This is a genomic window from Winogradskyella sp., from assembly GCF_965656915.1.
GTDB lineage: Bacteria > Bacteroidota > Bacteroidia > Flavobacteriales > Flavobacteriaceae > Winogradskyella.
Genome location: NZ_CBFHMI010000001.1, coordinates 111,333 through 137,113, shown reverse-complemented (window position 1 = coordinate 137,113; position 25,781 = coordinate 111,333). Strand labels below are relative to the sequence as shown.

25 protein-coding genes are annotated in these 25,781 nt (G+C 32.3%); 15 read left to right on the top strand and 10 right to left on the bottom strand.

The genetic code is table 11. The annotated features are described in order from the left end of the window. Nucleotides 1-153: 153 nt before the first annotated feature. Both ACTG3Y_RS00660 and ACTG3Y_RS00655 read right to left on the bottom strand, forming a co-directional pair. Nucleotides 154-1,113 (bottom strand): OmpA family protein, encoded by a 960-nt coding sequence (locus ACTG3Y_RS00660; RefSeq protein ID WP_439150990.1) that lies wholly within the window; start codon nucleotides 1,111-1,113, stop codon nucleotides 154-156. Between the two features lie 10 nt (nucleotides 1,114-1,123). Next, nucleotides 1,124-1,885, bottom strand: a complete 762-nt coding sequence (locus tag ACTG3Y_RS00655; RefSeq protein ID WP_439150989.1) for an exodeoxyribonuclease III — start codon at nucleotides 1,883-1,885, stop codon at nucleotides 1,124-1,126. Between the two features lie 111 nt (nucleotides 1,886-1,996). Between ACTG3Y_RS00655 and ACTG3Y_RS00650 the strand changes: the two genes are divergently transcribed. Together ACTG3Y_RS00650 and ACTG3Y_RS00645 are read left to right on the top strand one after the other, a co-directional pair. After that, nucleotides 1,997-5,422, top strand: a complete 3,426-nt coding sequence (locus tag ACTG3Y_RS00650; protein WP_439150988.1) for a hypothetical protein — start codon at nucleotides 1,997-1,999, stop codon at nucleotides 5,420-5,422. A gap of 94 nt (nucleotides 5,423-5,516) precedes the next feature. Continuing rightward, nucleotides 5,517-6,062, top strand: coding sequence for a DUF3575 domain-containing protein (locus ACTG3Y_RS00645; RefSeq protein WP_439150987.1), 546 nt, complete (start codon nucleotides 5,517-5,519; stop codon nucleotides 6,060-6,062). A 73-nt stretch (nucleotides 6,063-6,135) separates the two neighbouring features. On the opposite strand, the gene ACTG3Y_RS00640 is transcribed toward ACTG3Y_RS00645, so the two are convergent. After that, a complete protein-coding gene (locus ACTG3Y_RS00640) occupies nucleotides 6,136-7,677 on the bottom strand; it encodes a glycine--tRNA ligase (protein ID WP_439150986.1) in 1,542 nt (513 codons plus the stop codon). Between the two features lie 63 nt (nucleotides 7,678-7,740). Continuing rightward, complete coding sequence (locus tag ACTG3Y_RS00635) at nucleotides 7,741-8,625, bottom strand: hypothetical protein (protein WP_439150985.1); 885 nt, start codon at nucleotides 8,623-8,625, stop codon at nucleotides 7,741-7,743. Nucleotides 8,626-8,703: 78 nt separating this feature from the next. On the opposite strand from ACTG3Y_RS00635, the gene ACTG3Y_RS00630 reads away from it, so the two are divergent. Both ACTG3Y_RS00630 and ACTG3Y_RS00625 read left to right on the top strand, forming a co-directional pair. Continuing rightward, nucleotides 8,704-9,372, top strand: a complete 669-nt coding sequence (locus tag ACTG3Y_RS00630; protein ID WP_439150984.1) for a ComF family protein — start codon at nucleotides 8,704-8,706, stop codon at nucleotides 9,370-9,372. Nucleotides 9,373-9,471: 99 nt separating this feature from the next. Then, nucleotides 9,472-11,037 carry an Ig-like domain-containing protein gene (locus tag ACTG3Y_RS00625; RefSeq protein WP_439150983.1) on the top strand — a complete coding sequence of 522 codons (1,566 nt, stop codon included), beginning with the start codon at nucleotides 9,472-9,474 and terminating at the stop codon, nucleotides 11,035-11,037. Here the strand turns inward: ACTG3Y_RS00625 and ACTG3Y_RS00620 are convergent. The 4 genes from ACTG3Y_RS00620 to ACTG3Y_RS00605 form a co-directional block, all read right to left on the bottom strand. Next, nucleotides 11,021-11,803 (bottom strand): amidohydrolase, encoded by a 783-nt coding sequence (locus ACTG3Y_RS00620; protein WP_439150982.1) that lies wholly within the window; start codon nucleotides 11,801-11,803, stop codon nucleotides 11,021-11,023. The genes ACTG3Y_RS00625 and ACTG3Y_RS00620 overlap by 17 nt on opposite strands. After that, the gene (locus ACTG3Y_RS00615) at nucleotides 11,803-12,282 is read right to left on the bottom strand and encodes a hypothetical protein (protein WP_439150981.1); all 480 of its coding nucleotides are present in this window, start codon (nucleotides 12,280-12,282) and stop codon (nucleotides 11,803-11,805) included. The genes ACTG3Y_RS00620 and ACTG3Y_RS00615 overlap by 1 nt, the downstream gene beginning before the upstream one ends. Nucleotides 12,283-12,353: 71 nt before the next feature. After that, entirely contained in the window at nucleotides 12,354-12,872 is a 519-nt protein-coding gene (locus tag ACTG3Y_RS00610; protein WP_439150980.1) for a hypothetical protein, read from the bottom strand. Between the two features lie 68 nt (nucleotides 12,873-12,940). Beyond that, nucleotides 12,941-14,083 carry a methionine aminotransferase gene (locus ACTG3Y_RS00605; RefSeq protein WP_439150979.1) on the bottom strand — a complete coding sequence of 381 codons (1,143 nt, stop codon included), beginning with the start codon at nucleotides 14,081-14,083 and terminating at the stop codon, nucleotides 12,941-12,943. A 191-nt stretch (nucleotides 14,084-14,274) separates the two neighbouring features. Between ACTG3Y_RS00605 and ACTG3Y_RS00600 the strand changes: the two genes are divergently transcribed. The 4 genes from ACTG3Y_RS00600 (at nucleotide 14,275) to ACTG3Y_RS00585 (ending at nucleotide 18,934) form a co-directional block, all read left to right on the top strand. Then, complete coding sequence (locus tag ACTG3Y_RS00600) at nucleotides 14,275-17,085, top strand: TonB-dependent receptor (RefSeq protein WP_439150978.1); 2,811 nt, start codon at nucleotides 14,275-14,277, stop codon at nucleotides 17,083-17,085. Then, entirely contained in the window at nucleotides 17,063-18,100 is a 1,038-nt protein-coding gene (locus ACTG3Y_RS00595; protein ID WP_439150977.1) for a phytase, read from the top strand. The genes ACTG3Y_RS00600 and ACTG3Y_RS00595 overlap by 23 nt, the downstream gene beginning before the upstream one ends. Nucleotides 18,101-18,190: 90 nt before the next feature. Then, complete coding sequence (locus ACTG3Y_RS00590; RefSeq protein ID WP_439150976.1) at nucleotides 18,191-18,472, top strand: hypothetical protein; 282 nt, start codon at nucleotides 18,191-18,193, stop codon at nucleotides 18,470-18,472. An 18-nt stretch (nucleotides 18,473-18,490) separates the two neighbouring features. Beyond that, entirely contained in the window at nucleotides 18,491-18,934 is a 444-nt protein-coding gene (locus ACTG3Y_RS00585) for a hypothetical protein (RefSeq protein WP_439150975.1), read from the top strand. Between the two features lie 32 nt (nucleotides 18,935-18,966). On the opposite strand, the gene ACTG3Y_RS00580 is transcribed toward ACTG3Y_RS00585, so the two are convergent. Both ACTG3Y_RS00580 and ahcY read right to left on the bottom strand, forming a co-directional pair. Beyond that, a complete protein-coding gene (locus ACTG3Y_RS00580; RefSeq protein ID WP_439150974.1) occupies nucleotides 18,967-19,434 on the bottom strand; it encodes a DUF1569 domain-containing protein in 468 nt (155 codons plus the stop codon). 89 nt (nucleotides 19,435-19,523) lie between these two features. Further along, nucleotides 19,524-20,840 carry an adenosylhomocysteinase gene (ahcY, locus tag ACTG3Y_RS00575; protein WP_439150973.1) on the bottom strand — a complete coding sequence of 439 codons (1,317 nt, stop codon included), beginning with the start codon at nucleotides 20,838-20,840 and terminating at the stop codon, nucleotides 19,524-19,526. Nucleotides 20,841-20,974: 134 nt separating this feature from the next. Here ahcY and ACTG3Y_RS00570 point away from each other — a divergent pair, with 134 nt between their 5' ends. From ACTG3Y_RS00570 to arfB, 7 genes are read left to right on the top strand one after another with little or no spacing between them, the layout of a single operon-like run. Continuing rightward, nucleotides 20,975-21,604 carry a 4'-phosphopantetheinyl transferase family protein gene (locus tag ACTG3Y_RS00570; protein ID WP_439150972.1) on the top strand — a complete coding sequence of 210 codons (630 nt, stop codon included), beginning with the start codon at nucleotides 20,975-20,977 and terminating at the stop codon, nucleotides 21,602-21,604. Beyond that, nucleotides 21,601-22,326: a geranylgeranylglyceryl/heptaprenylglyceryl phosphate synthase gene (locus tag ACTG3Y_RS00565; protein ID WP_439150971.1), complete on the top strand. Its 726-nt coding sequence runs from the start codon at nucleotides 21,601-21,603 to the stop codon at nucleotides 22,324-22,326. Before ACTG3Y_RS00570 ends, ACTG3Y_RS00565 begins: the two co-directional genes overlap by 4 nt. Nucleotide 22,327: 1 nt before the next feature. Continuing rightward, nucleotides 22,328-22,588 (top strand): hypothetical protein, encoded by a 261-nt coding sequence (locus tag ACTG3Y_RS00560; protein ID WP_439150970.1) that lies wholly within the window; start codon nucleotides 22,328-22,330, stop codon nucleotides 22,586-22,588. Next, entirely contained in the window at nucleotides 22,572-23,204 is a 633-nt protein-coding gene (gene pnuC / locus ACTG3Y_RS00555) for a nicotinamide riboside transporter PnuC (protein ID WP_439150969.1), read from the top strand. Before ACTG3Y_RS00560 ends, pnuC begins: the two co-directional genes overlap by 17 nt. After that, nucleotides 23,165-23,734, top strand: coding sequence for an AAA family ATPase (locus tag ACTG3Y_RS00550; protein WP_439150968.1), 570 nt, complete (start codon nucleotides 23,165-23,167; stop codon nucleotides 23,732-23,734). The genes pnuC and ACTG3Y_RS00550 overlap by 40 nt, the downstream gene beginning before the upstream one ends. Then, nucleotides 23,731-25,290: a DUF4301 family protein gene (locus ACTG3Y_RS00545; protein WP_439150967.1), complete on the top strand. Its 1,560-nt coding sequence runs from the start codon at nucleotides 23,731-23,733 to the stop codon at nucleotides 25,288-25,290. Before ACTG3Y_RS00550 ends, ACTG3Y_RS00545 begins: the two co-directional genes overlap by 4 nt. A 5-nt stretch (nucleotides 25,291-25,295) precedes the next feature. After that, nucleotides 25,296-25,700 carry an alternative ribosome rescue aminoacyl-tRNA hydrolase ArfB gene (gene arfB, locus ACTG3Y_RS00540; RefSeq protein ID WP_439150966.1) on the top strand — a complete coding sequence of 135 codons (405 nt, stop codon included), beginning with the start codon at nucleotides 25,296-25,298 and terminating at the stop codon, nucleotides 25,698-25,700. The last annotated feature ends 81 nt before the right edge of the window (nucleotides 25,701-25,781 follow it).

Below are 25,781 nucleotides of genomic sequence, written 5' to 3'. Positions count from 1 at the left end.
GAGTTATTATCAAGAGATTACCACGCTTTGCTCGCAATGACACTCCTGCTGAACAAAAATAAGAAGACCTTTCACATTCCTAAAACGAGAAAGGTCTAAATCTATGTTAAGGTTTTAAAATAATCAGATTCTTCGCTTCGCTCTGAATGAGAATTACATCTCATTCAACAGCTTAGAGATCTCATCTAACTTTGGTGTTAAAATGACTTCTATACGTCTGTTTTTAGCTTTTCCTTCTGTCGTTTCATTTGAGGCAATAGGTGCATATTCACCTCTTCCAGCTGCCGTTAAATTTTCAGGGTTTATGGATGCATTTTCTCTTAAAATATTTACAATTGCAGTGGCACGTTTTGTTGATAAATCCCAATTACCACTTATTTGTCCATTACCTTTATAAGGATCGTCATCAGTATGCCCTTCTATTAAAATGGCAATATCTGGGTTATCCGCTAATACGCTACCTAATTGTTGTACTGCTTTACGTCCTTCTGTACCTACAGACCAACTTCCAGATTGAAACAATAGTTTGTTTTCCATTGAGATATAAACTTTTCCGTTTCGTTGTTCTACCGTTAATCCTTTGCCTTCAAAATTGGTGAGTGCTTTAGATATGGCATCTTTTAGTGCGCGCATACTCGCATCTTTTGAAGCAATAACATTTTCCAGTTCTGCAACACGTTTAGAACGATTTTCTAATTCCTTTTTAAGGGTATTTAAACGTTCATTTTCTGTGGCTAACGCTTGCTCTTTTGCCTCTAACTGAGTTAATAATTCCCTGTTTTTTTGAGCGTTTGCAGCAATCGCAGCAGAGCTATTCTCTTCCAAGGCTTTATAAGATGCTTTTAAGTTATCTAGGTTACTCTTAGCAGTAGCATAATCTGAGCGTAATTGATCTCTTTCTTTTATAGCATTTTCGTAAGCTGCTTGTAATGCATTTAAATCGTTGGTTAATTTAGTTTTATCATTAGATAATTCGTTTACTTCATCATTGAGACTTCTATTTTCCTTTTTTAGATTAGCGTATTTATCTTCTAATTCTGTGTAAATCTTTTTAGACACACAAGAAGTTAATAAAGTCAGTGTTAGTGCTATTAACGAAATTTTTTTAATCATGATTTAGTTTTTAAAATTCTAGTTCTAATAAAATTGGACAATGATCGCTGTGAACAGCTTCAGTGAGAATAACGCTTCGTTTTATGTTTTCTTGTAATGGTTGACTAACCATTGCATAATCTAGCCGCCATCCTTTATTATTTGCTCTGGCATTTGCTCTATAGCTCCACCACGAATACTCCTGGCGCTCAGGATGCAAAAATCTAAAACTATCTATAAATCCGCTATCTATGAAATTACCTAACCATTCGCGTTCTTCTGGTAAAAATCCAGATACACCTTTCATTTTTGGATTATGAATATCTATAGCTTCGTGACAAATATTATAATCTCCGCACACTACTAAATTTGGCTTTTCTTTTTGTAATGTATTTAAGTAATCATGAATTAAATCCATGTATTCAAACTTATGGTCTAATCTGGCATCATTTGTTCCTGATGGTAAATACATACTCATTACAGAAACATTGTCGTAGTCTACTCTAATATTTCTACCTTCAAAATCCATAGATTCTATACCTGTTCCAAATTCAATATGATTAGGTTTAGATTTACATAAAATGGCAACACCACTGTACCCTTTTTTTTGGGCGCTAAACCAATAGTTGTAATTATAGCCAGCATCGGTGAACAAATTTAGGTCTAATTGCTCTTCCATAGCTTTAATTTCTTGCAGACAAATCACATCAGGATCTGTCGCTTTTAACCAATCTATAAAACCTTTATTTATGGCTGCTCTAATGCCATTTACGTTATAAGATACAATTTTCATAAGTCAATTCTTCGGTTTTAGCTAAAATAAATAATACCCTACTTTTACACTATTATTTTGAGTCTATTTTAACAACAAAATAATTTACTTGTAAAGCAGTTATTATTCTACATGAGAAATCTGTTACTTTTCCTATTATTTCTATATTCTTTGAGCGGAATAGCTCAGGAGAATAAGAATAATTATAAAACGAAAAGAGTAGCAGTTAAGGATTCCATTGTTATAGATTCCGTAAGTATAAATCCAAATAAATTTGTGGTTAGGACCAAGGACAATAGTGTTATTGATTCTTCATTATATGTTATAGATTTTTCTAAAGCTATTTTAAAGTTTAAAAAGCGCATAGATTTAGATACAATTCAGATTGAATATCTGCGCTATCCTGAATTTTTAACCAAAGTTTACAGACAACTTGATGATAAAGTTATTGTCGATAAAACTTCTGGTTTAGAAAAGCTTTACAGGCTTGAAGATACCAGAACCAAAAATAGCTTTACTCCCTTTGATGGTTTAACAACATCTGGTAGTATCTCTAGAGGTGTAACCATTGGTAACAATCAAAACTCGGTTTTAAATAGTGAATTAGATTTACAGATATCAGGCAAACTAAGTGATAAAGTGTCACTCCGTGCTTCAATCCAAGATGCTAATATACCTTTACAAGAAAGTGGATATTCTCAGCGATTAGATGAGTTTGATCAGGTGTTTATAGAACTCTTCAGTGACAATTGGAATATACGTGCAGGTGATATAGATTTAGTAAATACTAGCAGTTACTTTGCTAACTTCTCTAAGCGAGTGCAAGGTTTGCTGGTTAGTGCTAATCTTAGTGATAAAACTACAGTTTTTGCCTCTGGAGCATTAGTAAGAGGTCAGTTTACAACAACACAGTTTACCGCTCAAGAAGGTAACCAAGGACCATATAAGTTGCGCGGTCCTAATAATGAATTGTTTGTGCTCATAGTTTCAGGTAGTGAAACCGTTTACGTTAATGGTGTACCGTTAGAACGCGGTGAGAACAGAGATTATATTATAGACTATAATGCAGGAGAGATTATTTTTAACTCTACGTTTCCGATTACTTCTGAGATGCGTATTACTGTAGATTATCAATTTAGCGAACGCAATTACTCAAGATTTACAGTTTTTGGTGGTGGTAGTTATACTACTGAGAAACTGAATTTAAATGTCTCCGTGTATTCAGAAAGTGATGCTAAAAATCAACCCTTGCAGCAAAATCTATCAACGGATCAAACACAAATTTTAGCAGATGCAGGTGATGATAAAGATCTAATGGTGGCATCGTCTGCAACACCTGAGTCTTTCTCCGAAAATAGAATTTTATATAAACAAGAAATTATTGGTGGAGTAGAAGTCTTTGTGTTTTCTCAAGATCCGGAAGACGAATTATTTAGTGTTCGCTTTACACTAGTTGGTGCAAATCAGGGAAATTATGTATTAAGTAATGATAATGCTGTTAGTAATATTTTTGAGTATGTGGCTCCTATAGGTGGAGTTCCACAAGGTAATTACGAACCTATAACGCAATTAGTAGCACCAGAACGTTTGCAAATAGCCGTTTTAAACGGTCAATACAAACCAACTGAAAAAACAGATATGTATTTTGAATTAGCAGGAAGTAAAAATGATGTCAATTTATTTTCGGGTTTAGATGATGATGACAACGATGGTTATGCCGCAAAATTAAAATTGAATCAAAACATCATACAGAATGATAGTCTTTGGAATTTATCGGCACTTGTTGATGCAGATTTTATTCAGAAGAATTTTAGAACTATTCAACGACTTTACCGAGCTGAGTTTAATAGAGATTGGAATTTAGAGGATAATCGTGATGATCAGGGTAATTTTAATTTTGGTAATCAATTGTTACTTACTTCAGGTTTACGATTGTCGCATTCAAAAAAAGGACTTGTAGCTTACAATTTTGAATATTTAGATTACGCCAATAATTTTAATGGGAATAGACATAATCTAACTGCTAACTTAACATTAGGCGATTTTAATCTATTCTCTAAGTCTAGTTATTTAGAAAGTGAAAGCACTATAAATAAATCAACCTTTTTAAGGTCTTTTAATCGTACAGTTTACGGCAAAGACAAAAAATGGGCAGGAATAAAACTAGCGATTGAAGATAACGAACAGACTGTGATTGCAACGGATTCGTTAACACCTTTAAGTCAAAAACTTAAAGCCTACGAAGCCTTTATAGGTATAGGTGATAGTACCAAAGTATTTGCTGAGGTTGGTTATATCAAACGCTTTAATGATAGTTTGCGTAACAATAGGTTAGAGCGTGTCAATAGCTCTAACACTTACTATTTAAAATCTAGATTAATACAAAATAAGTTCACCAACCTTCAATTGTTTGTAAACTACAGAGATTTAAAGGCTGAGAACGAATCTACCCAAGATGAACAAAGTCTTAATAGCAGATTGAATTATAATCAAAAGTTATTCAATAATCTCATTGTTTTAAATACAAGTTTTGAAACTAATTCAGGAACCTTACCACAACAAGATTTTACTTACGTAGAGGTAGAGGCTGGACAAGGTGCTTACACCTGGATAGATTATAATGAAAATGGGATACAGGAATTAAACGAATTTGAAATTGCACAGTTTGCAGATCAGGGAAATTATATCAGAGTTCTTTTGCCAAATCAGGTGTTTGTAAGAACGCATCAAAATCGCTTAAGTCAAACCTTAACTTTTAATCCGCAACCATGGAGTAAATCAGAGAATAAGACAAAAAAGTTAATCTCACATTTTTATAATCAAACATCGTATTTAATAGATCGTAAAATTAAGCGCGAAGGCAATAATTTTAATCTTAATCCTTTTAATGATGATGAAGAAAATCAATTGGCTTTAAATAATAGTGTTAGAAACGTATTGTTTTACAACAGAGGTAAACAGCGTTATACAACATCCTATACGTTTTTAACCAATACGATTAGAAATCTGTTATCAATTGGTTTTCAGGAAAATCGATTAACCAGTCATCAGTTTAATTTTAACCATAAGTTTGCGACTAATTGGTTAGCAAACGCTTTGGGAAGTTTTGGAAATGATGAAAGCATAAGCGAGAATTTTAATAATAGAAATTTTAATATCGATGAATTAAAGTTTCAACCTAAGTTGTCTTATTTGTTTAACGAAAATGCACAATTCGACGTGTTCTATCAGTACACCTCAAAAGATAATACAATTGGCAGTTTAGAATCTCTAGTACAAAATAATTATGGTATTTCATTCACCTATAATAATTCTCAAAAAATAGCCTTAACAGGTGAATTTAATTTTTTTCAAAACGAATTTGAAGGTAATGCTAATACACCTGTCGCCTACCAAATGCTAGAAGGCTTACAGCCTGGTAAAAATTTTACGTGGAGCCTTTTAGCGCAAAAAAAGCTCACTAAATTTTTAGACCTTAATCTTAATTATTTTGGACGTAAAACAGAGACTTCAAAAACGATCCATACAGGTACTATTCAATTGAAGGCTTATTTTTAATTTTATACATATTTTATGCAACCATTTCAATAGTTTTGTATCTCTGTTGTATAACTTAGACTAATTACTACAATAACAATCAATTAACATAAGTATGAAAAAATCAATTTTAACATTTTTATTATTGACTGCTATTTTAGTAGTAAATGGACAAGCGCTAGACAATACAAACGATTCAAATAGTAATAAAAATGAAATTAAAGCTAATGGATTATATTTAGTAATTGGAATTGTAGATTTCACCTATGAGCGTCTTTTAAATGAAGAATCAGCTATTGGATTAAATATTGCAGTTCCTTACGACAAGGAAATTAAAGACGATCTTCAATATTATGTTTCACCATATTATAGGTTCTATTTTGGTAAAAAGTATGCAGCTGGTTTCTTTCTTGAGGGCTTTGGAATGTTAAATTCAACAGATATAGATTTTAATTTCTTCGTTTCAGATGATGACAGAGAATATGTCACCGATTTTGCATTAGGAATTGGTTTAGGCGGAAAATGGGTAACTAACGGAGGTTTTATTGGTGAAGTGAATTTTGGTGTTAGTAGAAATTTATTTAAATCAGAAGAAACAGATTTTGACTTTATAAGTAAGTTTGGAATTTCTTTAGGTTATAGGTTCCAAGGCGATATATAATATAAAACACCCAAACTGTAGCGGTTTGGGTGTTTTGTTGGTTTTTAGAGATTTTTATTTTTGAGAGAAAATTTTACTTCATTTTCATCAGCCAGTGCTTAACGTCAACTTCAGCTTTAATTAAATCTTTTAGATCTTCAATCTTAACGCGTTTCTGATCCATAGTATCTCTATGACGGATGGTTACTGTATGGTCTTCAATAGTATCGTGATCTACAGTAATGCAGAATGGAGTTCCATTTGCATCTTGCCTTCTGTAACGTCTACCTACAGCATCTTTTTCGTCGTAAGCGACATTAAAGTCCCATTTTAGATCCTCAACAATTTGTTTAGCAATTTCTGGCAAACCATCTTTTTTAACTAAAGGTAAAATAGCAGCTTTAGTCGGTGCTAAAACAGCAGGTAATTTTAATACCGTACGTGTGGTATTGTTCTCTAATTCCTCCTCAACTAACGAATTTGAAAATACGGCCAAAAACATGCGGTCTAAACCTATAGAGGTTTCTAAAACGTAAGGCGTATAGCTAGCGTTTTCTTCATGGTCAAAATACTGTAGCTTTTTACCAGAGTATTCTTCGTGTTGTTTTAAATCGAAATCAGTACGTGAATGAATTCCTTCCAATTCTTTAAAGCCAAATGGAAAATTAAATTCTATATCAGTTGCAGCATCGGCATAATGCGCCAATTTTTCATGGTCATGAAAACGATAATTATCTTCTCCTAACCCTAAAGATTTATGCCACTTTAAACGCGTCTCTTTCCAATAGTCAAACCACTCTTTTTGTGTTCCTGGTTTTATAAAGAACTGCATCTCCATTTGCTCAAACTCGCGCATTCTAAAAATAAACTGTCTTGCGACAATTTCATTTCTAAAGGCCTTACCAGTTTGTGCAATTCCAAAAGGAATTTTCATTCTCCCGGTTTTCTGAACATTTAAAAAGTTAACAAAAATACCTTGTGCAGTTTCTGGTCTAAGGTATAGATCCATAGCAGATTCTGCAGAAGCACCAAGCTTTGTACCAAACATTAAGTTAAATTGCTTTACGTCTGTCCAATTCTTACTACCTGAAACAGGACAAGCAATGCCTAAATCTAAAATTAGTTGTTTAAAACCTTCTAAATCTCCGTCCTCTTGTACCTTGGTTAATCGCTCAGTAATATCATCTATTTGTTTTTGACGACGAAGAACGTTTCCGTTTGTAGTTCTAAACTCGGTTTCATCAAAAGCGTCTCCAAATCGCTTTTTGGCTTTAGCAACATCTTTATTTATTTTTTGTAGAATCTTCTCTCTAAAATCTTCTACCAAAACATCAGCTCTATAACGTTTTTTAGAATCCTTATTGTCAATTAAAGGATCATTAAATGCATCTACGTGACCTGAGGCTTTCCATGTGGTAGGATGCATAAATATTGCGGCATCTATACCTACAATATTATCATGCATTTGTACCATGGCTTTCCACCAATAGTCTCTAATATTCTTTTTTAATTCTGCACCGTTTTGAGCATAGTCATAAACTGCGCTAAGTCCATCGTAGATTTCACTACTCTGAAACACGTAACCATACTCTTTTGCATGAGAGATTACTTTTTTGAATTTGTCGTCATTTGCCATGCTGCAAAAATAAAAAACCGCTCAAACTAATAGAGCGGTTTTTAAAAAATTATGTAGTTAGTATTATTTTAATTGAATAGACGTACTGCCTAATTTTCTATTTTTATGGAAAACATTAATGAAATAATAGCCTTTAAGCAATGGTTGATCTTCAACTGGTGCCTCAATAGCTGTGCATATCTCTAAGTTTTGATTATCGTAGTTTATAAGTTCTCTGGAACTATATATTAATGAGTTATCTCCGAAAACTGCCTCTCCTTTATCTGCAACAACATTGTTGTTTGGTCCTACAATTTGTATAAAAATTTCTTTTTCTCCTTTTTTAGTTAATGAGTTTTCAGAAAGCAAAATGCATACGTCGATAGCATTAGCACTCTTTGCTCTTGCTGTAAAACGTTTCTTCCCAGATCTCAATTTGTAGGCTTGTGCGTCAATTCGGTTTGCTTTAAGAAGAGCAGCTTTATCTATAGTCTTATGAAGTGACGCATTAGTTTCTTCTAGATCATTAATTACATTAGTTTTCTTTTCAATAGTATTTAGCGCATAACGATTTTCCTTTTCTAATTTGAGATTAGCGGAATTGAGAGAATCAATAGTGCCAAGAAGCACTCTATTCTTAGATTTTAGAACTATAAGCTGATCTTTAAACTTAGTGATTATTGATAAATCACTTTTTAATAATCTTAAAGAATCTAAGGCATTCTTAGTTTCTAATTTTGCCTCTTGGAGCTGTGAAGCCATAAGATCATAGTCTTGGCTTAAATCATTAGAGCTATTCAACATTTCAGAGAGTTCAACTTCAATGAGATGTTTTTCTTGTTTTAGGAAGTCTTCGTAGGATTTAACGGATTGATAATTTGTAAAGCTAAATATGCCTAAAACAGCTAAAACGACAAGTAAAGAACCTATAATTAATCTATAGTTAAATAATTGAGGGTTAACTATCATAATTAATTTCTTAATTTGAGGTGAAATTAGAGTTTCTATAGGTGTAATTTTATTTTAATCGATTAAGTGGTAAAATATTTGTTAAACTTGTTTTTTCCGTCAGTATGTGAGGCGTGTAATAATCTTTTAGGTGATGGAGAGTTGGTTTTATGTCTTTCTTGCAGACATCAATTACCTGTTACAAATCATCATTTTGAAAATTCTGAAGTAGTTAAAAAAATAGTCTATGGTAGAGTGCAACTCGAAAATGCAACAGCACTTTTACATTTTTCTAAAAAAGGCATTGTACAGCAAATACTTCATAATTTGAAATACAGAGGACACAAGCAGATTAGCGGGTTTTTTGGGAAATGGCTCGGTAATGAATTGGCTCAGATTTCCGCATACAATTCCATAGATGTGGTGGTGCCAGTGCCTCTATATAAAACCAGATTGCGTCAACGTGGCTATAATCAGGTTGAAGATTTTGGACGTGAAATTGCCAAAGCCATAAATGCTGAATATTGTGATACTGTTCTCATAAAAACTAAGTCGACCAAAACTCAAGTGTTCAAAGAACGACTTACACGTTGGAGCGATGAAGGATCAATATTTAATATTACAGAAAGTAACTCTTTAGAAGGTAAACACATTCTTTTAGTTGACGATATTATTACTACAGGTGCAACGGTTGAGTCTTGCGCATCAGTTTTGTTAAAAATTGATAATATTAAGTTAAGTTTAGCAACTATGGCAATTGCAGATTGAATTTTTCGTTTCTTACTATTAATATTGTTTCTTTGTCAAAAGTTTTAAAATTACATGCATTTTAATTTTCTGAGGGTCTTACTTAGTGTTGCTTTAGCCATGACTATATTTAGTTGTGCTAATAGAGGTACACCAACGGGAGGTGAAAAAGATATAGAGCCACCATTAATTATAAAGGAAGTGCCAGAAAATTTTTCAACTAACTTTAAAGGTGATGAGATTAAAATTTATTTTGATGAATACGTCAAGATTAAAAACCTCAGAAAACAATTAATTATTTCACCACCTATGGAGACAGAACCTACCATTTACCCAATGGGAGGTGCGAGTAAGTATATTTCCATAAAAATTAAAGATACCTTAGAATCCAATACAACTTATGCGTTTAACTTTGGTGAAAGTATAGTTGATAATAATGAGGAAAACCCTTATCCATACTATCGTTACGTGTTTTCAACTGGTGAAACGATTGATTCCCTATCTGTAAACGGTTATATTGTAGATGCTTTGCAAGAAGAGCCAGATACTTTTGTTTCGGTGATGTTATATTCTGTAGATTCGACTTATACAGATTCTATAGTTTACAAAGAAAAGCCAAGATATATTACGAATACTTTAGATAGTGTTACCACATTTAATATTGAAAACATAAAAGCTGGAACATATAAATTGATTGCCTTAAAGGATAAAAACTCCAATTTCACATTTGATCAGAAGGATGATAAAATTGGGTTTAAAGAAGGTTTTATAACTGTGCCAACAGATTCATCCTTTAAGTTGAAACTATTTAAAGAAAAGGTTAATTATAAAGCGTTTAAGCCCAAACAAGTGGCTAAGAATCAACTTATTTTTCCTTATGAAGGAGATTACGAGAATATTCGGATTAATGTGCTAGGAGAGACACCAGAAAATTATCAATATCGTGTTGTAAAAGAAGCGGATACGGATACACTAAATTACTGGTATAAACCAGGTTTTGAAGTAGATACCACCTTTTTTGTCGTTAATAATGACAAAGAAATAGACACGTTTAAGCATCGCTTTAGAAATTTAGAAGTTGATTCATTACGCATTAAAGCGCTCATAACAGGAACTTTAAATTTCAATCAGGACTTTTCTATTGAAGCCAACTTGCCTTTATCTAGTGTTGATAAGAGTAAAATTAAGCTTATTGATAAAGATTCCGTTGAAGTTGATTTTGAGGTGAAATATGATTCTCTACTGAATCAATATACTTTCCCAGTACAAAAAGTGGAAGGGCAAAAGTACTTTTTCACCATGTTCCCAGGAACGTTTACCGATTTTTATGATGGTGTTAATACAGATACCTTAGAGTATGCTACACGAACTAAGATGAAGTCTGAATATGGTAATGTTCGAGTTAACTTAAAAAATGCAGAATTTCCATTAATAGTTCAGTTAGTGAATCAGAATGGAGATGTCTTATATGAACAATATACTACAGAATCACCTGTTGTTGATTTTAATGATGTTTCTCCAAGATTATATGGTTTGCGTGTCATATTTGATTCTAATGGCAATGGTAAATATGATACCGGAAATTATTTACTAGGCATTCAGCCAGAACGTGTGAGTTACTCTCCGCCAATTGAAGAAGTGCGATCTAGTTTCGATTTTATAATTGACTTTATACTTCTAGATTAAAATTGTCTCTATCATTAAGAAAATTGAGCCTGTTTCTATATTTCTGAATATGATCTTTTTGCAAAGTAATAATTTCTGTCATTTCTTTATTCGGCTCAAAATCATCTATTCTGTTACCTAAAACATCATAAACTCCAGAATGCCCTGGATATTCATACTTAGAACCGTCTAAACCAACTCTATTTACACCAATACAGTAACTCATATTTTCAATAGCACGAGCTTTTAATAATGCATCCCAGGCACTAATTCTCGGTTTAGGCCAGTTTGCCACATAAAATAATAAATCGTAACCATCTGTATTTCTTCCCCAAACAGGAAACCTCAAATCATAACAAATAAGAGGGCAGATTCTCCAACCTTTATATTCAAGCGTGATTTTTTTTGTGCCTGCAGTATACACCTTATGTTCTCCAGCTAATGTGAAGGTATGTCGTTTATCGTATTGTGTGAGCTTGCCAGATGGTTCTATAAAAACAAGTCGATTATAATAATTTCCGTCTTCATTAATTACTAAACTGCCAGTTATTGCACATTCTTTTTGTTTGGCGTGTTGTTTGAGCCAAGAGATGGTTTTGCCATTCATAGTCTCGGCAATATCAGTTGCATTCATTGTAAAACCAGACGTAAACATTTCTGGTAAAATAATAAGGTCAACACTAGTCTTAATAGCATTGATTTTATCATCAAGATTCTTTCTATTTGCTTCTGGATTTTCCCAGATTAAATCCGTTTGTATGACAGCAATATTTAGCGAGTTTGCCATTATGATTCTCTTTTAACTCTCTTTTGAGCTTTTTCTAACCTCTCTGTTAGTTTCGCTATTTTTTCAAGCCATTTTCCTTCATCTACTGGAGAAAGTTTACCTTTCTTTTTTAAACGCTCATATTTTTTTTGTGCCTTTTCTAAATTGCTTTTCGCTTTGTCAAAATTTCTCTGGAGTTTTTCTTTTTTCTTTAATTCCTTTTCGGCTCTTTTTTGGGCTTTTTCGGCTTTTTTCTTTTCTTTTTCGAGCTTTTTTGCTTCTTTTTCGGCTTTTTGTTGCATTTTCATTTTGTTAGAAATTGCAGTTACCTCTTTCAAAACATACTCCTTTATTTCGGCATCAAGTGTCTCTGTAACACCTTCACCGTTAAGAAAAACCTTTTCTTTTTTTACTTCATAGACTTTTCCATCCTTCTCTACTTTTTGAGCAAATGAGTTAAGTGAAACACTTAAGAATAAAAGTGTAATGTAATATTTCATGTGGTTTATTTATTTGTTCAGGTATTGGACACAGAAATGTACAAAAAGTAACAACTATTATTGATATTTCTCTAGTTTAACTTTTGCCTTTTCACTTCTTTAGTTAATTTTTTTAGATTATCCTCCCACTCTTTAATTTCAGCCTTAGAAAGCGTTCCATGTTTCTTTAATTTTTCAAACTCCTTTTGTTCTTCCTTGAGTTCGGTTTTTATTTTGGCATAATCATCTCTTGCATTTTCGTGTTCTTTAATTTTATTTTCAATGTCATCAAGCTGCTTTTTAAGTTCACGTTGTGTTTCTTTTACCGCTTTTTCAATGTCTTCCTTTTCTTTAATAGCAGCTTCTAGTTCATCTATTTTTTCCTTTTCTTCTTCTCTTCTTTTTTCTTTTTCTTTTAGAAGTTGATTTATAGTCTTCTTTTCGCTTTCGTTTAATTGATTTGTAACTTCCTTACCATTGCGTTCAATATTTTTTCCATCTATATTATACAACTTGCCATTGTCAGTAATAATCCGTTCGTTGCTTCCACAAGACAGAATACAACTTGCAATAATAGTTGAGAGAAGCGTATTTGTTGAAATTTTTTTCATGTCTAGCATATTATATAATAAATAGAAAAAATGATAAACAAACGAGTAATTAAAATAGTTTTAACAAACTAGATGTTATTTAAAATTTCGGCTGCTTTAATTAAGGTATCTTCAGTTTTCGCAAAACAAAATCGAAGGACTTTGTCATCCTTTCCTTTTTCGTTAAAAACAGAAAGTGGAATGGCAGCAATTTTATAGTCTTTAGTTAATCGCTTGGCGAAATCGACATCGTGTTCATTTGTAATATTAGAATAATCTAATACCTGAAAATAGGTGCCTTTAGATGGCTTAAATTCAAACCTGGATTCAGAAATCAGATTTAAAAACAAATCGCGTTTGTGTTGAAAAAATTCATTTAAATTTAGATAAGTATTAGCATCTTGCATAAAATCTGCGATGCCTTTTTGCGCAGGATGATTAACAGAAAACACATTAAATTGATGTACTTTTCTAAATTCGAGCATTAATTCTTCTGGAGCACAACAATAACCAATTTTCCATCCCGTATTATGAAATGTTTTACCAAATGATGCCGTTATAAAACTGCGCTGTTTTAAATCACTAAAAAGACAGACGCTTTGATGTCTTTCGTTATCGAATACAATATGTTCATAGACTTCATCACTTAGTACAATGATATTAGTGTTTTTAGTTAGCTTTTCTAGTACTTGCATATCTGCTTTAGACCAAATCGTGCCACTCGGATTATGAGGTGAGTTTATGATAATCATCTTGGTTTTAGATGATATTTTTGATGCAACTTCTTCCCAATTAATTTTATAATTTGGTGCAGATAATTGCATCGGAATTATTATTCCTCCATTAACTTCTACAGCTGGTTGATAACAATCATAAGCTGGTTTAAAAATGATGACTTCATCCTTAGGTCTTATAAATGCAGAAATGATTGTGTAGATTGCTTGTGTTGCTCCGGCTGTAACCGTTATTTCTTTTTCTGGATGGTAAGTGGATTTATAAAGTAGCTGATATTTATTAGCAATTGCTAATCTTAAATCTAAATTCCCTGCCATAGGCGCATATTGATTGCAGCCATTATTCATAGCGTTTGTTACCAAGTCATTTAACTTTTGAGAACTCGGATAATTAGGAAAACCTTGAGATAAATTAAGTGCTTTATGTTCATTAGCCAAAGCGCTCATTATGGTAAAAATTGTAGTTTCTATTTCAGGTAATTTAGATGTTATATGCATTTTTAAATATACAAAATGAAGATGAAAGACCGGTTTTAAAGTTAATTTATAGTAAACTTTAAAACAATGTTAAATTATTATAAAAAGTGATTAAAAAGCTATGAAATGTAAAGATATCATAAAGTACAGTTAATTTAATTGATGGTGGTAATGTTTTAATTAGTGGTGAATTAATTAACCAAATTATTAAAATGAAAAATCATTACATTATTACTTTATGTCTCTTTTTATTGAGTCTATTTTCTTTTGCTCAAGATGGAAATATAAAAGGGGTTATTTCAGATGAACAAGGCCTGTTAGTGCCTTACGCAACCATCACTATTTCAGAAACAAACAAAGGCACTGTTTCTGATATTGAAGGTGAATTTTTACTTTTAAATGTTCCTGTTGGTAAGCAAACTCTAATTATTAGATATTTAGGTTATGCAGACCAAACTGTTGAGGTTGAAGTTTTAGAAGACGAAACTGTCGAAGTAAAAGTACTTCTAAAAAGTCAGGCTGAGCAATTAGATGGTGTTTTACTCACTGGATTTAGTGGTGGACAAGCTAAGGCTTTAAATACCCAAAAAAACAAACAGAACATTACTAATATTGTTTCTGCGGATCAGGTCGGTAAGTTTCCTGATGCTAATATTGGAGATGCCGTAAAACGTATACCTGGTATTACTATGCAAGTAGATCAAGGAGAAGCAAGAAACGTTATTGTAAGAGGTTTAGCACCTCAATTAAACTCAGTAACATTAAATGGATCTCGTATTCCATCTGCTGAAGGAGATAATAGAAACATTCAAATGGATTTAATCCCTGCAGATATGATTCAGACGATTGAAGTGAATAAAGCCGTAACGCCAGATATGGATGGTGATGCTTTAGGAGGTTCTGTAAACCTTGTTACACGTGCTGCACCTGAAGGATTTAGATTGTCAGCTACTTTAGGGTCAGGTGTAAGCTTTATTTCCGATAAGCGCATATTAAATGGAACTTTTTTATTAGGAGACCGTTCTAATAATGGAAAATTTGGATGGATGGTTTCTGCTTCTGTTTTTGATAATGACTTTGGTTCCGATAATATAGAAGCCGAGTGGACGGATGAATTCGAGTTTTTTGACGGCACTGATGTCGTTGAGGCAGATGTTAATCCATATACTAATGTTTTTGAACAACGAACGTATATCGTACAGCGTGTGAGAAGAAGTTTCTCAGCCAATTTTGATTATAGATTTGATGCTAATAATAAAATTGAATTAAGAACTATGTACAATTGGCGAGATGATCGCGAGAACCGTTACCGTTTAGAGCACGAGATTTTAGATGGTGAAGATATTGAACAAGGTGACTTTTCAATTGATGGTAATGGTAACCTAACGCAATTTCCTGTTGAAGTGGCAAGGCAAACTAAGGCAGGTATAGATAATGATAGAAATCAAAACGCACGTCTAGAAGATCAGCGCATGCAAAATTATTCCCTATCAGGTGAGCACTTATTAGGTGAACTAAAATTAGATTGGATGACGTCTTATGCAAAAGCTTCAGAAGAACGTTTAAATGAGCGTTATGCACAGTTTAATTCTAAATATCTTATTAATAACACTTTAGATTCTGAATTTCCATTATTTATACCAGTAAATTCTGCTGATGGTGATAATTTGTCTGGTTTTGAATTTGATGAAATAACAGAAGAAAATCAGTACACAGAAGAAGAGGATATTAATCTATTCTTAAATGCTCAGTTACCTGCAGACTTTTTTAATCAAGGCGATGGTTTTGTTAAGTTTGGTTTAAGAGGAAGACTAAAAAACAAATTTAGAGATAATAACTTTTTTGAATTCGATTTAGAAGATCAGTTTCCTACACTTGATGACTTACCAACTAGAGATTTTTCAGACCCTGATTATTTAGCCGGTAGCCAATATCAAACCGGTTTTTTTGCATCACCTGAGTGGTTGGGTGGACTTAGTCTGGTAGATGGAGAGCCTGTACTAGATGAATTCCTTAGAGCTAACTACGATGTTGAAGAAAATGTATTTGCAGCTTATGCAATGGCCAATCAACAATTATCAGAAAAGTTTAGTATTCTGGCAGGTCTAAGAGTAGAAAATACATCTATAAAAGCTACTGGTAACCAAATTGAAGATGAAGAAGAACTTGTGGGTACTATAACAGAAGAAAGTAATTATACCAATGTGATGCCGAGTGTTCATTTAAAATATGATTTAACAGATAATACAATTTTTAGATTTGCATGGACCAATACTTTAGCAAGACCAAATTATGAAAATTTAGTACCAACCGTTGATATAGTTTCCTCTGACGAAGAGATTTTTTTAGGAAACCCAGAGCTGGAAGCGACAACATCTATGGCTTTTGATTTGATGGCAGAGCATTATTTTGAAAGTGTAGGAATTCTCTCTGGTGGTCTTTTTTACAAGGACATTCGCGATTTTATTTATGTCTTGCAGAGCGAAGATGATGCAACAGGGTTTCAGGTCTTTCAACCACAAAATGGTGAAGGTGCTTCCATTTTTGGTGCTGAATTCGCATTTCAACGCCAACTGGATTTCTTACCTGGCTTTGCTAAAAATTTCAGTATTTATTTAAATTATACATATTTAACATCTTCTACAGATGGTGTTTTTACAGAAGACGGTGATGAACGAAACGATTTAGATTTGCCAGGCACAGCACCTAATATGTTTAACGGTTCTTTAGCCTATAATGATAAAAAATTTAATGTAAGATTCTCTGTAAATTACTCAGACGCTTATATCGATGAAATTGGAGGAAATGCCTTTGACGATCGTTATTATGATGAGCAGTTTTTAGTAGATTTTAATGTTAATTATGCAGTAACACCTAATCTGAGAGTTTATTTGGATTTATTGAATATTACAGACCAGCCATTACGTTATTACCAAGGAGTAAGAAACAGAACAATGCAGGCAGAATATTATGGACAACGTTTAACCTTTGGATTAAAGTATGACTTATTTAAAAGAAAATAGTATTTGTTGTTTCTTTATTTTGTTCTTAGCTGTTATAGGCTGTAAGCAAAATAATCTACGAGTTATTGAACCTGTGTTGAGAACAGAAAAAACACCAAACGACACAGATGATCCCGCCATTTGGATTAACAAATCTAATACAGAAGAAAGTATTGTTTTTGGCACAGATAAAGATGAAGTTAATGGTGGTGTCTATGCATTTGACTTAAACGGAAAAATCATAAAAGAGAAATCTTTAATGGGTAAAAGCTACCCTAATAATGTTGATATTTCTTATGATTTTAAATTAAATGACTCAACAACCATTGATTTATTAGCATTTACAGAACGAGAAAAAAATCAAATACGATTATTTTCTGTTCCAAATATGGAAATGTTAGATAAAGGTGGGCTTAAGGTGTTTGAAGATGAATCTGAAATTGCAAACCGTAGACCAATGGGCATTGCTTTTTATAGAGATTTTGCAGCATCAGTAACATATATTATTGTAAGCAGAAAAGAAGGGCCAATTAATAATTATTTATATCAATACCAATTAATTTCAGACAGTTTAGGTATTAGCACTAGGCTTGTAAGAAAGTTTGGGCAATTTAGCAGAAAGAAAGAAATAGAAGCTATTGCGGTAGATAACGAATTAGGTTTTATATACTATTCAGATGAAGATCATTGTATTAGAAAATACTATGCAGATCCCAAAAAGGGAAATGAAGAATTGTCTTGTTTTGGGTCCGACTATTTTAATAGGGATATAGAAGGAATAGCAATTGCTAAATACCAAAACAATTCTGGTTTTTTGATAGTATCTAATCAGCAATCACATAGTTTTTGTGTCTTTGACAGAAAAACAAATGACTTTATTAAAGAAGTAAATCTTGGAACTTTAGAAACAGATGGTTGCGAAGTTACAACCATACCGTTGGGTAGAAAATTTCCTGAAGGTTTGTTTGTGTCAATGACAGATTCTAAAGAGTTTTTATTTCATAATCTTGGAAGTCTTAATCTAAAAAAAGATTAACCTTCATAATTTTTAAAGTTGATTGAGCCCTTTCTAGAAATAGAAGGGGTTTATTTATAATTAAAAGTGAGTTTTAATGTTTTACCAGTAATGAAAAAAGCACTATTTATTCTATTATTGGTTTTCTTGTTTGGATGTAAGCCTGAATTAAAAGAAAATGATAAGCCTATTTCTGAAATTGCAGATGTTATTATAAATGAAGAATCAGTAGCATTGTCATTTGATTCCACAAAACTAAGTATCAACTTTAAGCCCAAAGGCAACTATAATTCTATCATCACAAAGATTAAAGCAGATAAATTTTATTTTAAAAACTTATATCAAACTAATAACAACAAGGCAATTGATAGTGCTTCAAAATATATCTATTAAAAGCTATTAAATGATATTGTGCCACATTGGTATGACACACCTTGGGATTTTAATGGCCATACCAATAGTCCTAATGATGGCGAAATTGCTTGTGGTTATTTTGTTTCGACCACTTTAAAACATTTAGGGTTTAATCTCAATCGTTATAAAATGGCACAAGCGGCTGGTTGTGATGAATCCAAACTTTTACAGTCTAAAACTGAGCTTAAGATGTATTCAAATCTATCTTTTGAGGAACTAAAGACTGAAGTTAATGCTGTTTATTCTGATGGTGTTTATTTTGTTGGTTTAGATAATCATGTGGGCTATGTTTTGATTAAAAATAAGGAACTTTATTTTTTGCGTTCTAATTATTGCTATGATAAAGTGGTTATTGAGTTGGTAGAAACCTCACCTTGTTTTCAATCAAATTTATATGTATTTACTGAGGTTACAACTAATAAAATTTTATTTAAACATTAGATTCTGAACGAGCGATTAGTTATTCTAACTAATTAGTTTTTCAAAATATCGTCAATAATCTTAAGATGATGTTTGGTGTGTACTTCTAAAAAACGATAGACGCTTTTGGTATTTATATTGCCAAATAAAGGGTGCTTAAAAAAAGAATTCTTATCTAAACTAGCTAATGCTTCAATATTAGATTTAGCAGCTTCAATTTGTGCTATTAAATCGTCTTCTAAAATTATTTCGGGAGGTTTTACATGTTTAGGAGCTTTTACTTTCCCTCTCGGAAAATAACCAAGAGTTAAAAATATACGTCCTAAAAAGCTAAAATTATTTTTATACAAAGTAGGATCGGAAGCTTCTATTGCTTTAGTAACATTATTAATTACTTTAAGACTATGATCTATCTGCCAGCCAATTGTACTTTTAGAGACTTTGGTATTACTTTCTAAATACTTAGAAATATAAGATTCTAACTTAATAACATATTCGGAAAGTTTTTGTGTACGTTTCATGGATGCCTAAAAATAACAAAACCCTTACAGAAATGTAAGGGTTTGATTTTATTTATTTAAAAGCATGGTACTTTTAAAAATCAATATTTCTAGTATCGATAATGCTCAGGCTTGTAAGGACCTTCAACAGTTACACCAATATAATCTGCTTGGTACTCCTTAAGCTCAGTTAATTCGACACCAATTTTTTCTAAATGAAGTTTTGCAACTTTTTCATCTAAATGCTTAGGTAACATATAAACTTCGTTTTTATAATTTTCAGAATTATTCCAAAGTTCTATTTGTGCTAAAGTCTGATTTGTAAATGAATTACTCATAACAAAACTTGGATGACCAGTTGCACAGCCTAAATTAACTAAACGACCTTCTGCTAATACAATAATGTCCTTACCATCAATAGTGTATTTATCTACTTGTGGTTTAATGGTGTTTTTTGTGTTTCCGTAATTGTCGTTTAACCAAGCCATCTGGATTTCATTATCAAAATGCCCAATGTTACACACTATGGTTTTGTCTTTCATTGCATTAAAGTGCTCTGCTCTAACGATATCTTTGTTTCCTGTAGTCGTAATAACAATATCAGAATTACCAACTACGGTTTCCAATTTCTTAACTTCAAAACCATCCATTGCAGCTTGTAATGCACATATAGGGTCAATTTCAGTAACGGTTACAATACTACCTGCACCTTTAAAAGAAGCCGCAGTTCCTTTACCAACATCACCATATCCACAAACCGTTACTCTTTTACCAGCTAACATTACATCTGTTGCTCTTCTAATCGCATCAACTGCAGATTCTTTACAACCATATTTATTATCAAACTTAGATTTGGTTACAGAGTCATTTACATTTATTGCAGGCATTGGTAAAGTACCATTTTTTACGCGCTCATAAAGTCTATGTACACCAGTTGTTGTTTCTTCCGAAAGACCTTTAATGTCTTTTGCTAAATGCGGATATTTATCTAATACCATATTAGTTAAATCCCCACCATCATCAAGAATCATATTTAACGGTTGTCTGTTTTCACCAAAAAATAACGTTTGCTCAATGCACCAATCAAATTCCTCTTCAGTCATATCTTTCCAGGCATAAACTGCAGTTCCTGCAGCTGCAATAGCGGCTGCTGCTTGATCTTGCGTTGAAAAAATATTACAAGAACTCCAAGTTACCTCAGCACCTAAAGCCTGTAAAGTTTCAATTAATACGGCAGTTTGTATGGTCATATGCAGACAACCAGCAATACGCGCACCTTTTAATGGTTGCTCGTCTTTGTATTCTTCACGTAGACTCATTAATCCAGGCATCTCTGCCTCAGCGAGTTCTATTTCTTTTCTTCCCCATTCTGCAAGATCAATGTTCTTTACTTTAAAGGGTACGTAAGCAATTGTTTTTGTACTCATATTCTTTTTTACTTTCTATTTTTAAATTAATTGCCTTTGGGATTTAGTGCTTAAAATGGTTAAATTCGCTTACCAAAAAAAGCTAAATCTGCCTTAGGCAGTGCAAAGATAATCATTAGGTTTCACAATATTAAATGCCACTGTACAAATCCATTAACGTAAACTCACAAACTGCTGTTAAAATCTGGAAGATTGAAGAGCTTTATGATGATTTATTGAGGCCATTAGATTTAAAGCCTAATAGCCTTGAGCGTGTTTTAGGCATGAAAAGTGAAATTCACCAACGCGGTTTTTTAAGTGTACGCCATTTACTTAGAGAATTTGGGTATACAGATCAGGAATTGTTTTACGATGACAATGGCAAACCTCATCTAAAAGACGGTAAATACATTTCAATAACACATTCCTTTACCTATTCAGGTGTGATTGTTAGTGATAAGGAAGTCGGAATTGATATAGAAAAACAGCGTTTTAAAATAGGCGTTATTGCTAAAAAATTTATTGATTACGAGTTTAGTTATCTCAATGCTTCTGCGAATGATTACATTAGAAAACTTACCGTTATTTGGGGAATTAAAGAATCGCTATATAAGCTTTTTGCAACTCCAGGAATGCTATTTAAAGAGCACTTTTTAGTTATACCATTTATGCTCAAAGATAAAGAAACCGTCGCTTGGATAGATTATAAAAATAAAAAATACAGATACAATACAGCTTTCTTAGAATTTGATGGTTTTACCTGTGCTTACGTTGTTCCAGAATGAAGAATATCTATCGAAATATAGTCGTATCTAGTAAATCTTCAAAACGCCTTTTAGCTGTTTTAATTGATCCTGATAAAATGAAGGTTGAAAATGTTTCAAACTTTATCACTAAAGTCAACACCTCTATTGCTACTCATATTTTTGTTGGTGGTAGTGAGGTAAATAATGGAGCTACAGACGTTTTAGTTGAAGAGATTAAAAAGCATACTAATTTGCCTGTCGTATTGTTTCCTGGAGATATTATTCAAATCACAGACAAAGCGGATGCACTTTTGTTTTTGTCTTTAATTTCTGGTCGCAATCCTGATTATTTAATAGGAAAACATGTAGAGGCGGCATCAAAGCTAAATTCAATTGACTTAGAAATAATGCCAACTGGTTATATTCTTTTAGAAAACGGCAAGCAAACCTCAGTAGAGCGCGTTAGTAAAACCCAACCACTTAAACGAAGCGATCTAAAAACCATATTACATACGGCAAAAGCAGGAGAGTTGTTAGGCATGAAATTGATTTATTTAGAGGCAGGAAGTGGTGCAACGCACCCAATAGAAACAGATATCATTTCAAAAGTCAAACAACAACTACATATTCCTTTAATTGTTGGTGGTGGAATCAGATCTGTAAATGAACTAGAATCTGCATACATAGCAGGTGCTAATTTGGTAGTCATTGGTACTGCTTTTGAAAATGACGAAACATTCTTTAATCAATTAAAAAAATAAAATGAATATATCTGTTGAGTTAACCTTGTCTCCATTACAAAACAACTATGAAGCGCATATCATTACTTTCATTAAAAAGTTAAGAGCCTCTGAATTTACGGTGTTGGAGAATCCATTAAGTACTCAAATATATGGTGACTATGATACATTAATGCCATTCCTAAACAAAGAGATAAAACAATCATTTTTAGAAGTAGATATTGCAGTATTACAAATGAAAATTGTAAAAACAGATAGGAGCGATTATGAGCCAGATTTTTGATTTTTTATTTGGGCAATATTCAGATTATCAAACTATAGATATTGTTTTAGAAATTATAGCTGTATTATTTGGATTTTTGTCGGTTTGGTTTTCAAAACAGAACAATATTTTTGTATTTCCAACAGGCATGATAAGCACTGCAATTTTTGTCTATTTATTATTAAAGTGGGAATTGTTAGGTGATATGATGATTAACGCCTACTATTTTATAATGAGTATGTATGGATGGTATGTCTGGACCAAAAAAGTAGACGCAACGCATGTAACACCAATATCAATTACATCAAAAAAAGAAAGATTTATTAGCCTGTTTATTTTTGTAGCAACTTTATTATTTGTTTTTCTAGTTTACAAAACATTTGACAAATGGACAAGTTGGGTGGCTTATGTAGATACCTTAACAACAGCCATATTTTTTGTTGGTATGTGGCTGATGGCAAGGCGAAAAATTGAAAACTGGATATTTTGGATTATAGGTGACGTCATATCTGTACCTTTGTATTTGTATAAAGGATTTACATTTACTAGTTTTCAGTATTTAGGATTTACAGTAATTGCCATATTTGGTTATTTAGCATGGAAGAAGTACTTAAACAACAACCTTCAAACTGCATAAAAGTAGTATTATTTGGTCCAGAATCGACTGGTAAGACAACGCTATCAAGACAATTGGCAAGATATTATAATTCGGTTTGGGTACCAGAATATGCTCGTGAATATCTTCAGAATAAATGGAATAATGAGCGAAAAATCTGTGAGCCAAAGGATTTGCTACCAATTGCAATTGGGCAAATGAAGTTGGAGAATGAATTGGCTCAAAAAACGGATAATGTATTAATTTGCGATACCGATTTGTTAGAGACAAAGGTGTATAGTGAAGCTTATTACAGTGGTAGTTGCAACCCTATACTAGATAAATATGCGACTGAAAATACCTACGATTTATATTTTTTAACATATATTGATACACCTTGGGAAGCTGATGACCTCAGAGACAAACCAAAAGAAAGAGAAGCTATGTTTTTAGCTTTTAAGAATACTTTAATTAAACATTCCAAACCATTTGTGTTGCTTAAAGGAGATAAAAAAGAACGCTTAGCTTTAGCAGTAAAACATATTGATAAATTACTAGAACAGCGTAGATGAAATTTTCAGAAGAGGATATAGAACAAATAGAAAAAAAAGGATTAACAGTAAAAGATGTAGAATCTCAATTGGCCATATTTAAATCTGGTATTCCATTCACTAATATTGCTGAAGTTGCAACTAAAGATCATGGTATTATTGTTTTAAATCAGAAAATTATAGACGAATCCGTTTCAGCATTCGAAACAAGGAAAAATAACTTATCGCTTGTAAAATTTGTGCCAGCATCTGGAGCAGCGTCTCGAATGTTTAAATTCTTGTTTAAGTTTATTAAAAAATACAATCCTGAAAAGGAGTCAATAAACTCTTATATAAATAAGGAAAAACTAAAGGATTTATCCTTGTTTTCAGTTGGTTTAGAGAAGTTTCCGTTTTATAATATAGTTATAGACCATTTAAACAACAAGGGTATAGATTTTAATGAATTACCTACTAGTAGAAAATTATGGCATTTTGTTCAAGCAATGTTAGATAAACAGCAACTAAATTTTGGGAATTATCCAAAAGGTCTGTTACCTTTTCATGAGTATAAGAACAATTATATATCCACTGCTTTTGAAGAACATCTCTATGAAGCAGCATTGTATGCGAGTAATAATAAAAATGCACAACTTCATTTTACAATATCAGAACGATTTAAAGATAAGTTTAATGAAGAGTTTAAGCGTATTGAAGAACATGTCGAACAAAAAACTGGTATTTCTTTTGAGATAGACTTTTCATATCAACATGAATCTACAGATACTATAGCAGTAACACTAAAAGATCAACCATTTAGAGAAAAAGATGGTAGCTTATTATTTAGACCATCAGGGCATGGAGCTTTATTAAAAAACCTTAACGAACTTGATGCAGATATTGTTTTTATAAAAAATATAGATAATGTTGTGGTAAAAAAATACAAGGAAGAAGTCGCCAAGTACAAAAAAGTTTTAGCTGGTATACTGCTTCAATTACAAACAAAAGTATTTGATAACTTAAATTACCTTGAGAATAATGATCTATCAGAAGAGAAATTAATTGAGATAGCAGAATTTTTAACGAGAGAATTAAGCGTAAAAATATCTTATGAGTTTGAAAAGTATTCAGACAAGTACAAAATAGAATATTTAAAAGAAAAGTTAAACAGACCAATTAGAGTATGTGGTATGGTAAAGAATGAAGGCGAGCCTGGTGGTGGTCCGTTTTGGGTAAAAGACCAAAATTGGAATTTATCCTTACAAATAGTAGAATCTGCTCAAATTAACTTAAAGGATAAGTCTCAAAAAGAAATCTTTAAAAAGGCAACACATTTTAATCCTGTAGATGTAGTTTGTGGAATAAAAAATTATAAGGGCGAAAAATTTGATTTAGAAAACTATGTTGACCAAAAGGCAGCTTTTATTACTATGAAAACTAAGGTGGGTAAAGATTTGAAAGCTCTAGAATTACCAGGACTTTGGAACGGTAGTATGGCGCACTGGAATACCATTTTTGTAGAAGTCCCAATTATAACCTTTAACCCTGTTAAAACAGTTAATGATCTTCTTAAACCGCCACACCAAATTAAAACGTAGTGGATGTGGATATTGACGCTCTAAAATCTGAATTTACTTATAAAGCTGTTAGAAGTTCTGGCAGTGGTGGCCAAAATGTAAATAAAGTGGCTAGTAAAGTAGAGCTCTACTTTAATGTATCAGAATCTAATGTATTTGATGATGCGCAAAAGGATAAACTAGCCAAAGTTTTAAAAAAACGCATAAATAAAGATGGAATATTAAGTTTAAGCTCTGGTGAAAGTCGTAGTCAATTTAGAAATAAGACTTTAATTACAAATAGATGTATTGTGCTTATTAAAGAAGCATTAAAAGAAGAAAAAGTACGTAAAAAAACTAAGGTGCCAAAAGCAGTCAAGAAGAAACGTCTAGAGAAAAAGAAAAAAACATCTGAAAAAAAGGCGAATAGAAAACCTCCAAAACTCGATTAAAATTTTTCACATTTCTTTTCACTTCAAGAAAAATTAGTTGTTATCTTTGCATCGTTCTCAAAAAGGGGTGCCAAAAAGTGG

Coding starts and splice junctions, on each gene's coding strand:
- ACTG3Y_RS00660 (WP_439150990.1), bottom strand. CDS start 1,113: ATGATTAAAAAAATTTCGTTAATAGCACTAACACTGACTTTATTAACT.
- ACTG3Y_RS00655 (WP_439150989.1), bottom strand. CDS start 1,885: ATGAAAATTGTATCTTATAACGTAAATGGCATTAGAGCAGCCATAAAT.
- ACTG3Y_RS00650 (WP_439150988.1), top strand. CDS start 1,997: ATGAGAAATCTGTTACTTTTCCTATTATTTCTATATTCTTTGAGCGGA.
- ACTG3Y_RS00645 (WP_439150987.1), top strand. CDS start 5,517: ATGAAAAAATCAATTTTAACATTTTTATTATTGACTGCTATTTTAGTA.
- ACTG3Y_RS00640 (WP_439150986.1), bottom strand. CDS start 7,677: ATGGCAAATGACGACAAATTCAAAAAAGTAATCTCTCATGCAAAAGAG.
- ACTG3Y_RS00635 (WP_439150985.1), bottom strand. CDS start 8,625: ATGATAGTTAACCCTCAATTATTTAACTATAGATTAATTATAGGTTCT.
- ACTG3Y_RS00625 (WP_439150983.1), top strand. CDS start 9,472: ATGACTATATTTAGTTGTGCTAATAGAGGTACACCAACGGGAGGTGAA.
- ACTG3Y_RS00620 (WP_439150982.1), bottom strand. CDS start 11,803: ATGGCAAACTCGCTAAATATTGCTGTCATACAAACGGATTTAATCTGG.
- ACTG3Y_RS00615 (WP_439150981.1), bottom strand. CDS start 12,282: ATGAAATATTACATTACACTTTTATTCTTAAGTGTTTCACTTAACTCA.
- ACTG3Y_RS00610 (WP_439150980.1), bottom strand. CDS start 12,872: ATGAAAAAAATTTCAACAAATACGCTTCTCTCAACTATTATTGCAAGT.
- ACTG3Y_RS00605 (WP_439150979.1), bottom strand. CDS start 14,083: ATGCATATAACATCTAAATTACCTGAAATAGAAACTACAATTTTTACC.
- ACTG3Y_RS00600 (WP_439150978.1), top strand. CDS start 14,275: ATGAAAAATCATTACATTATTACTTTATGTCTCTTTTTATTGAGTCTA.
- ACTG3Y_RS00595 (WP_439150977.1), top strand. CDS start 17,063: ATGACTTATTTAAAAGAAAATAGTATTTGTTGTTTCTTTATTTTGTTC.
- ACTG3Y_RS00590 (WP_439150976.1), top strand. CDS start 18,191: ATGAAAAAAGCACTATTTATTCTATTATTGGTTTTCTTGTTTGGATGT.
- ACTG3Y_RS00580 (WP_439150974.1), bottom strand. CDS start 19,434: ATGAAACGTACACAAAAACTTTCCGAATATGTTATTAAGTTAGAATCT.
- ahcY (WP_439150973.1), bottom strand. CDS start 20,840: ATGAGTACAAAAACAATTGCTTACGTACCCTTTAAAGTAAAGAACATT.
- ACTG3Y_RS00570 (WP_439150972.1), top strand. CDS start 20,975: ATGCCACTGTACAAATCCATTAACGTAAACTCACAAACTGCTGTTAAA.
- ACTG3Y_RS00565 (WP_439150971.1), top strand. CDS start 21,601: ATGAAGAATATCTATCGAAATATAGTCGTATCTAGTAAATCTTCAAAA.
- ACTG3Y_RS00560 (WP_439150970.1), top strand. CDS start 22,328: ATGAATATATCTGTTGAGTTAACCTTGTCTCCATTACAAAACAACTAT.
- pnuC (WP_439150969.1), top strand. CDS start 22,572: ATGAGCCAGATTTTTGATTTTTTATTTGGGCAATATTCAGATTATCAA.
- ACTG3Y_RS00550 (WP_439150968.1), top strand. CDS start 23,165: ATGGAAGAAGTACTTAAACAACAACCTTCAAACTGCATAAAAGTAGTA.
- ACTG3Y_RS00545 (WP_439150967.1), top strand. CDS start 23,731: ATGAAATTTTCAGAAGAGGATATAGAACAAATAGAAAAAAAAGGATTA.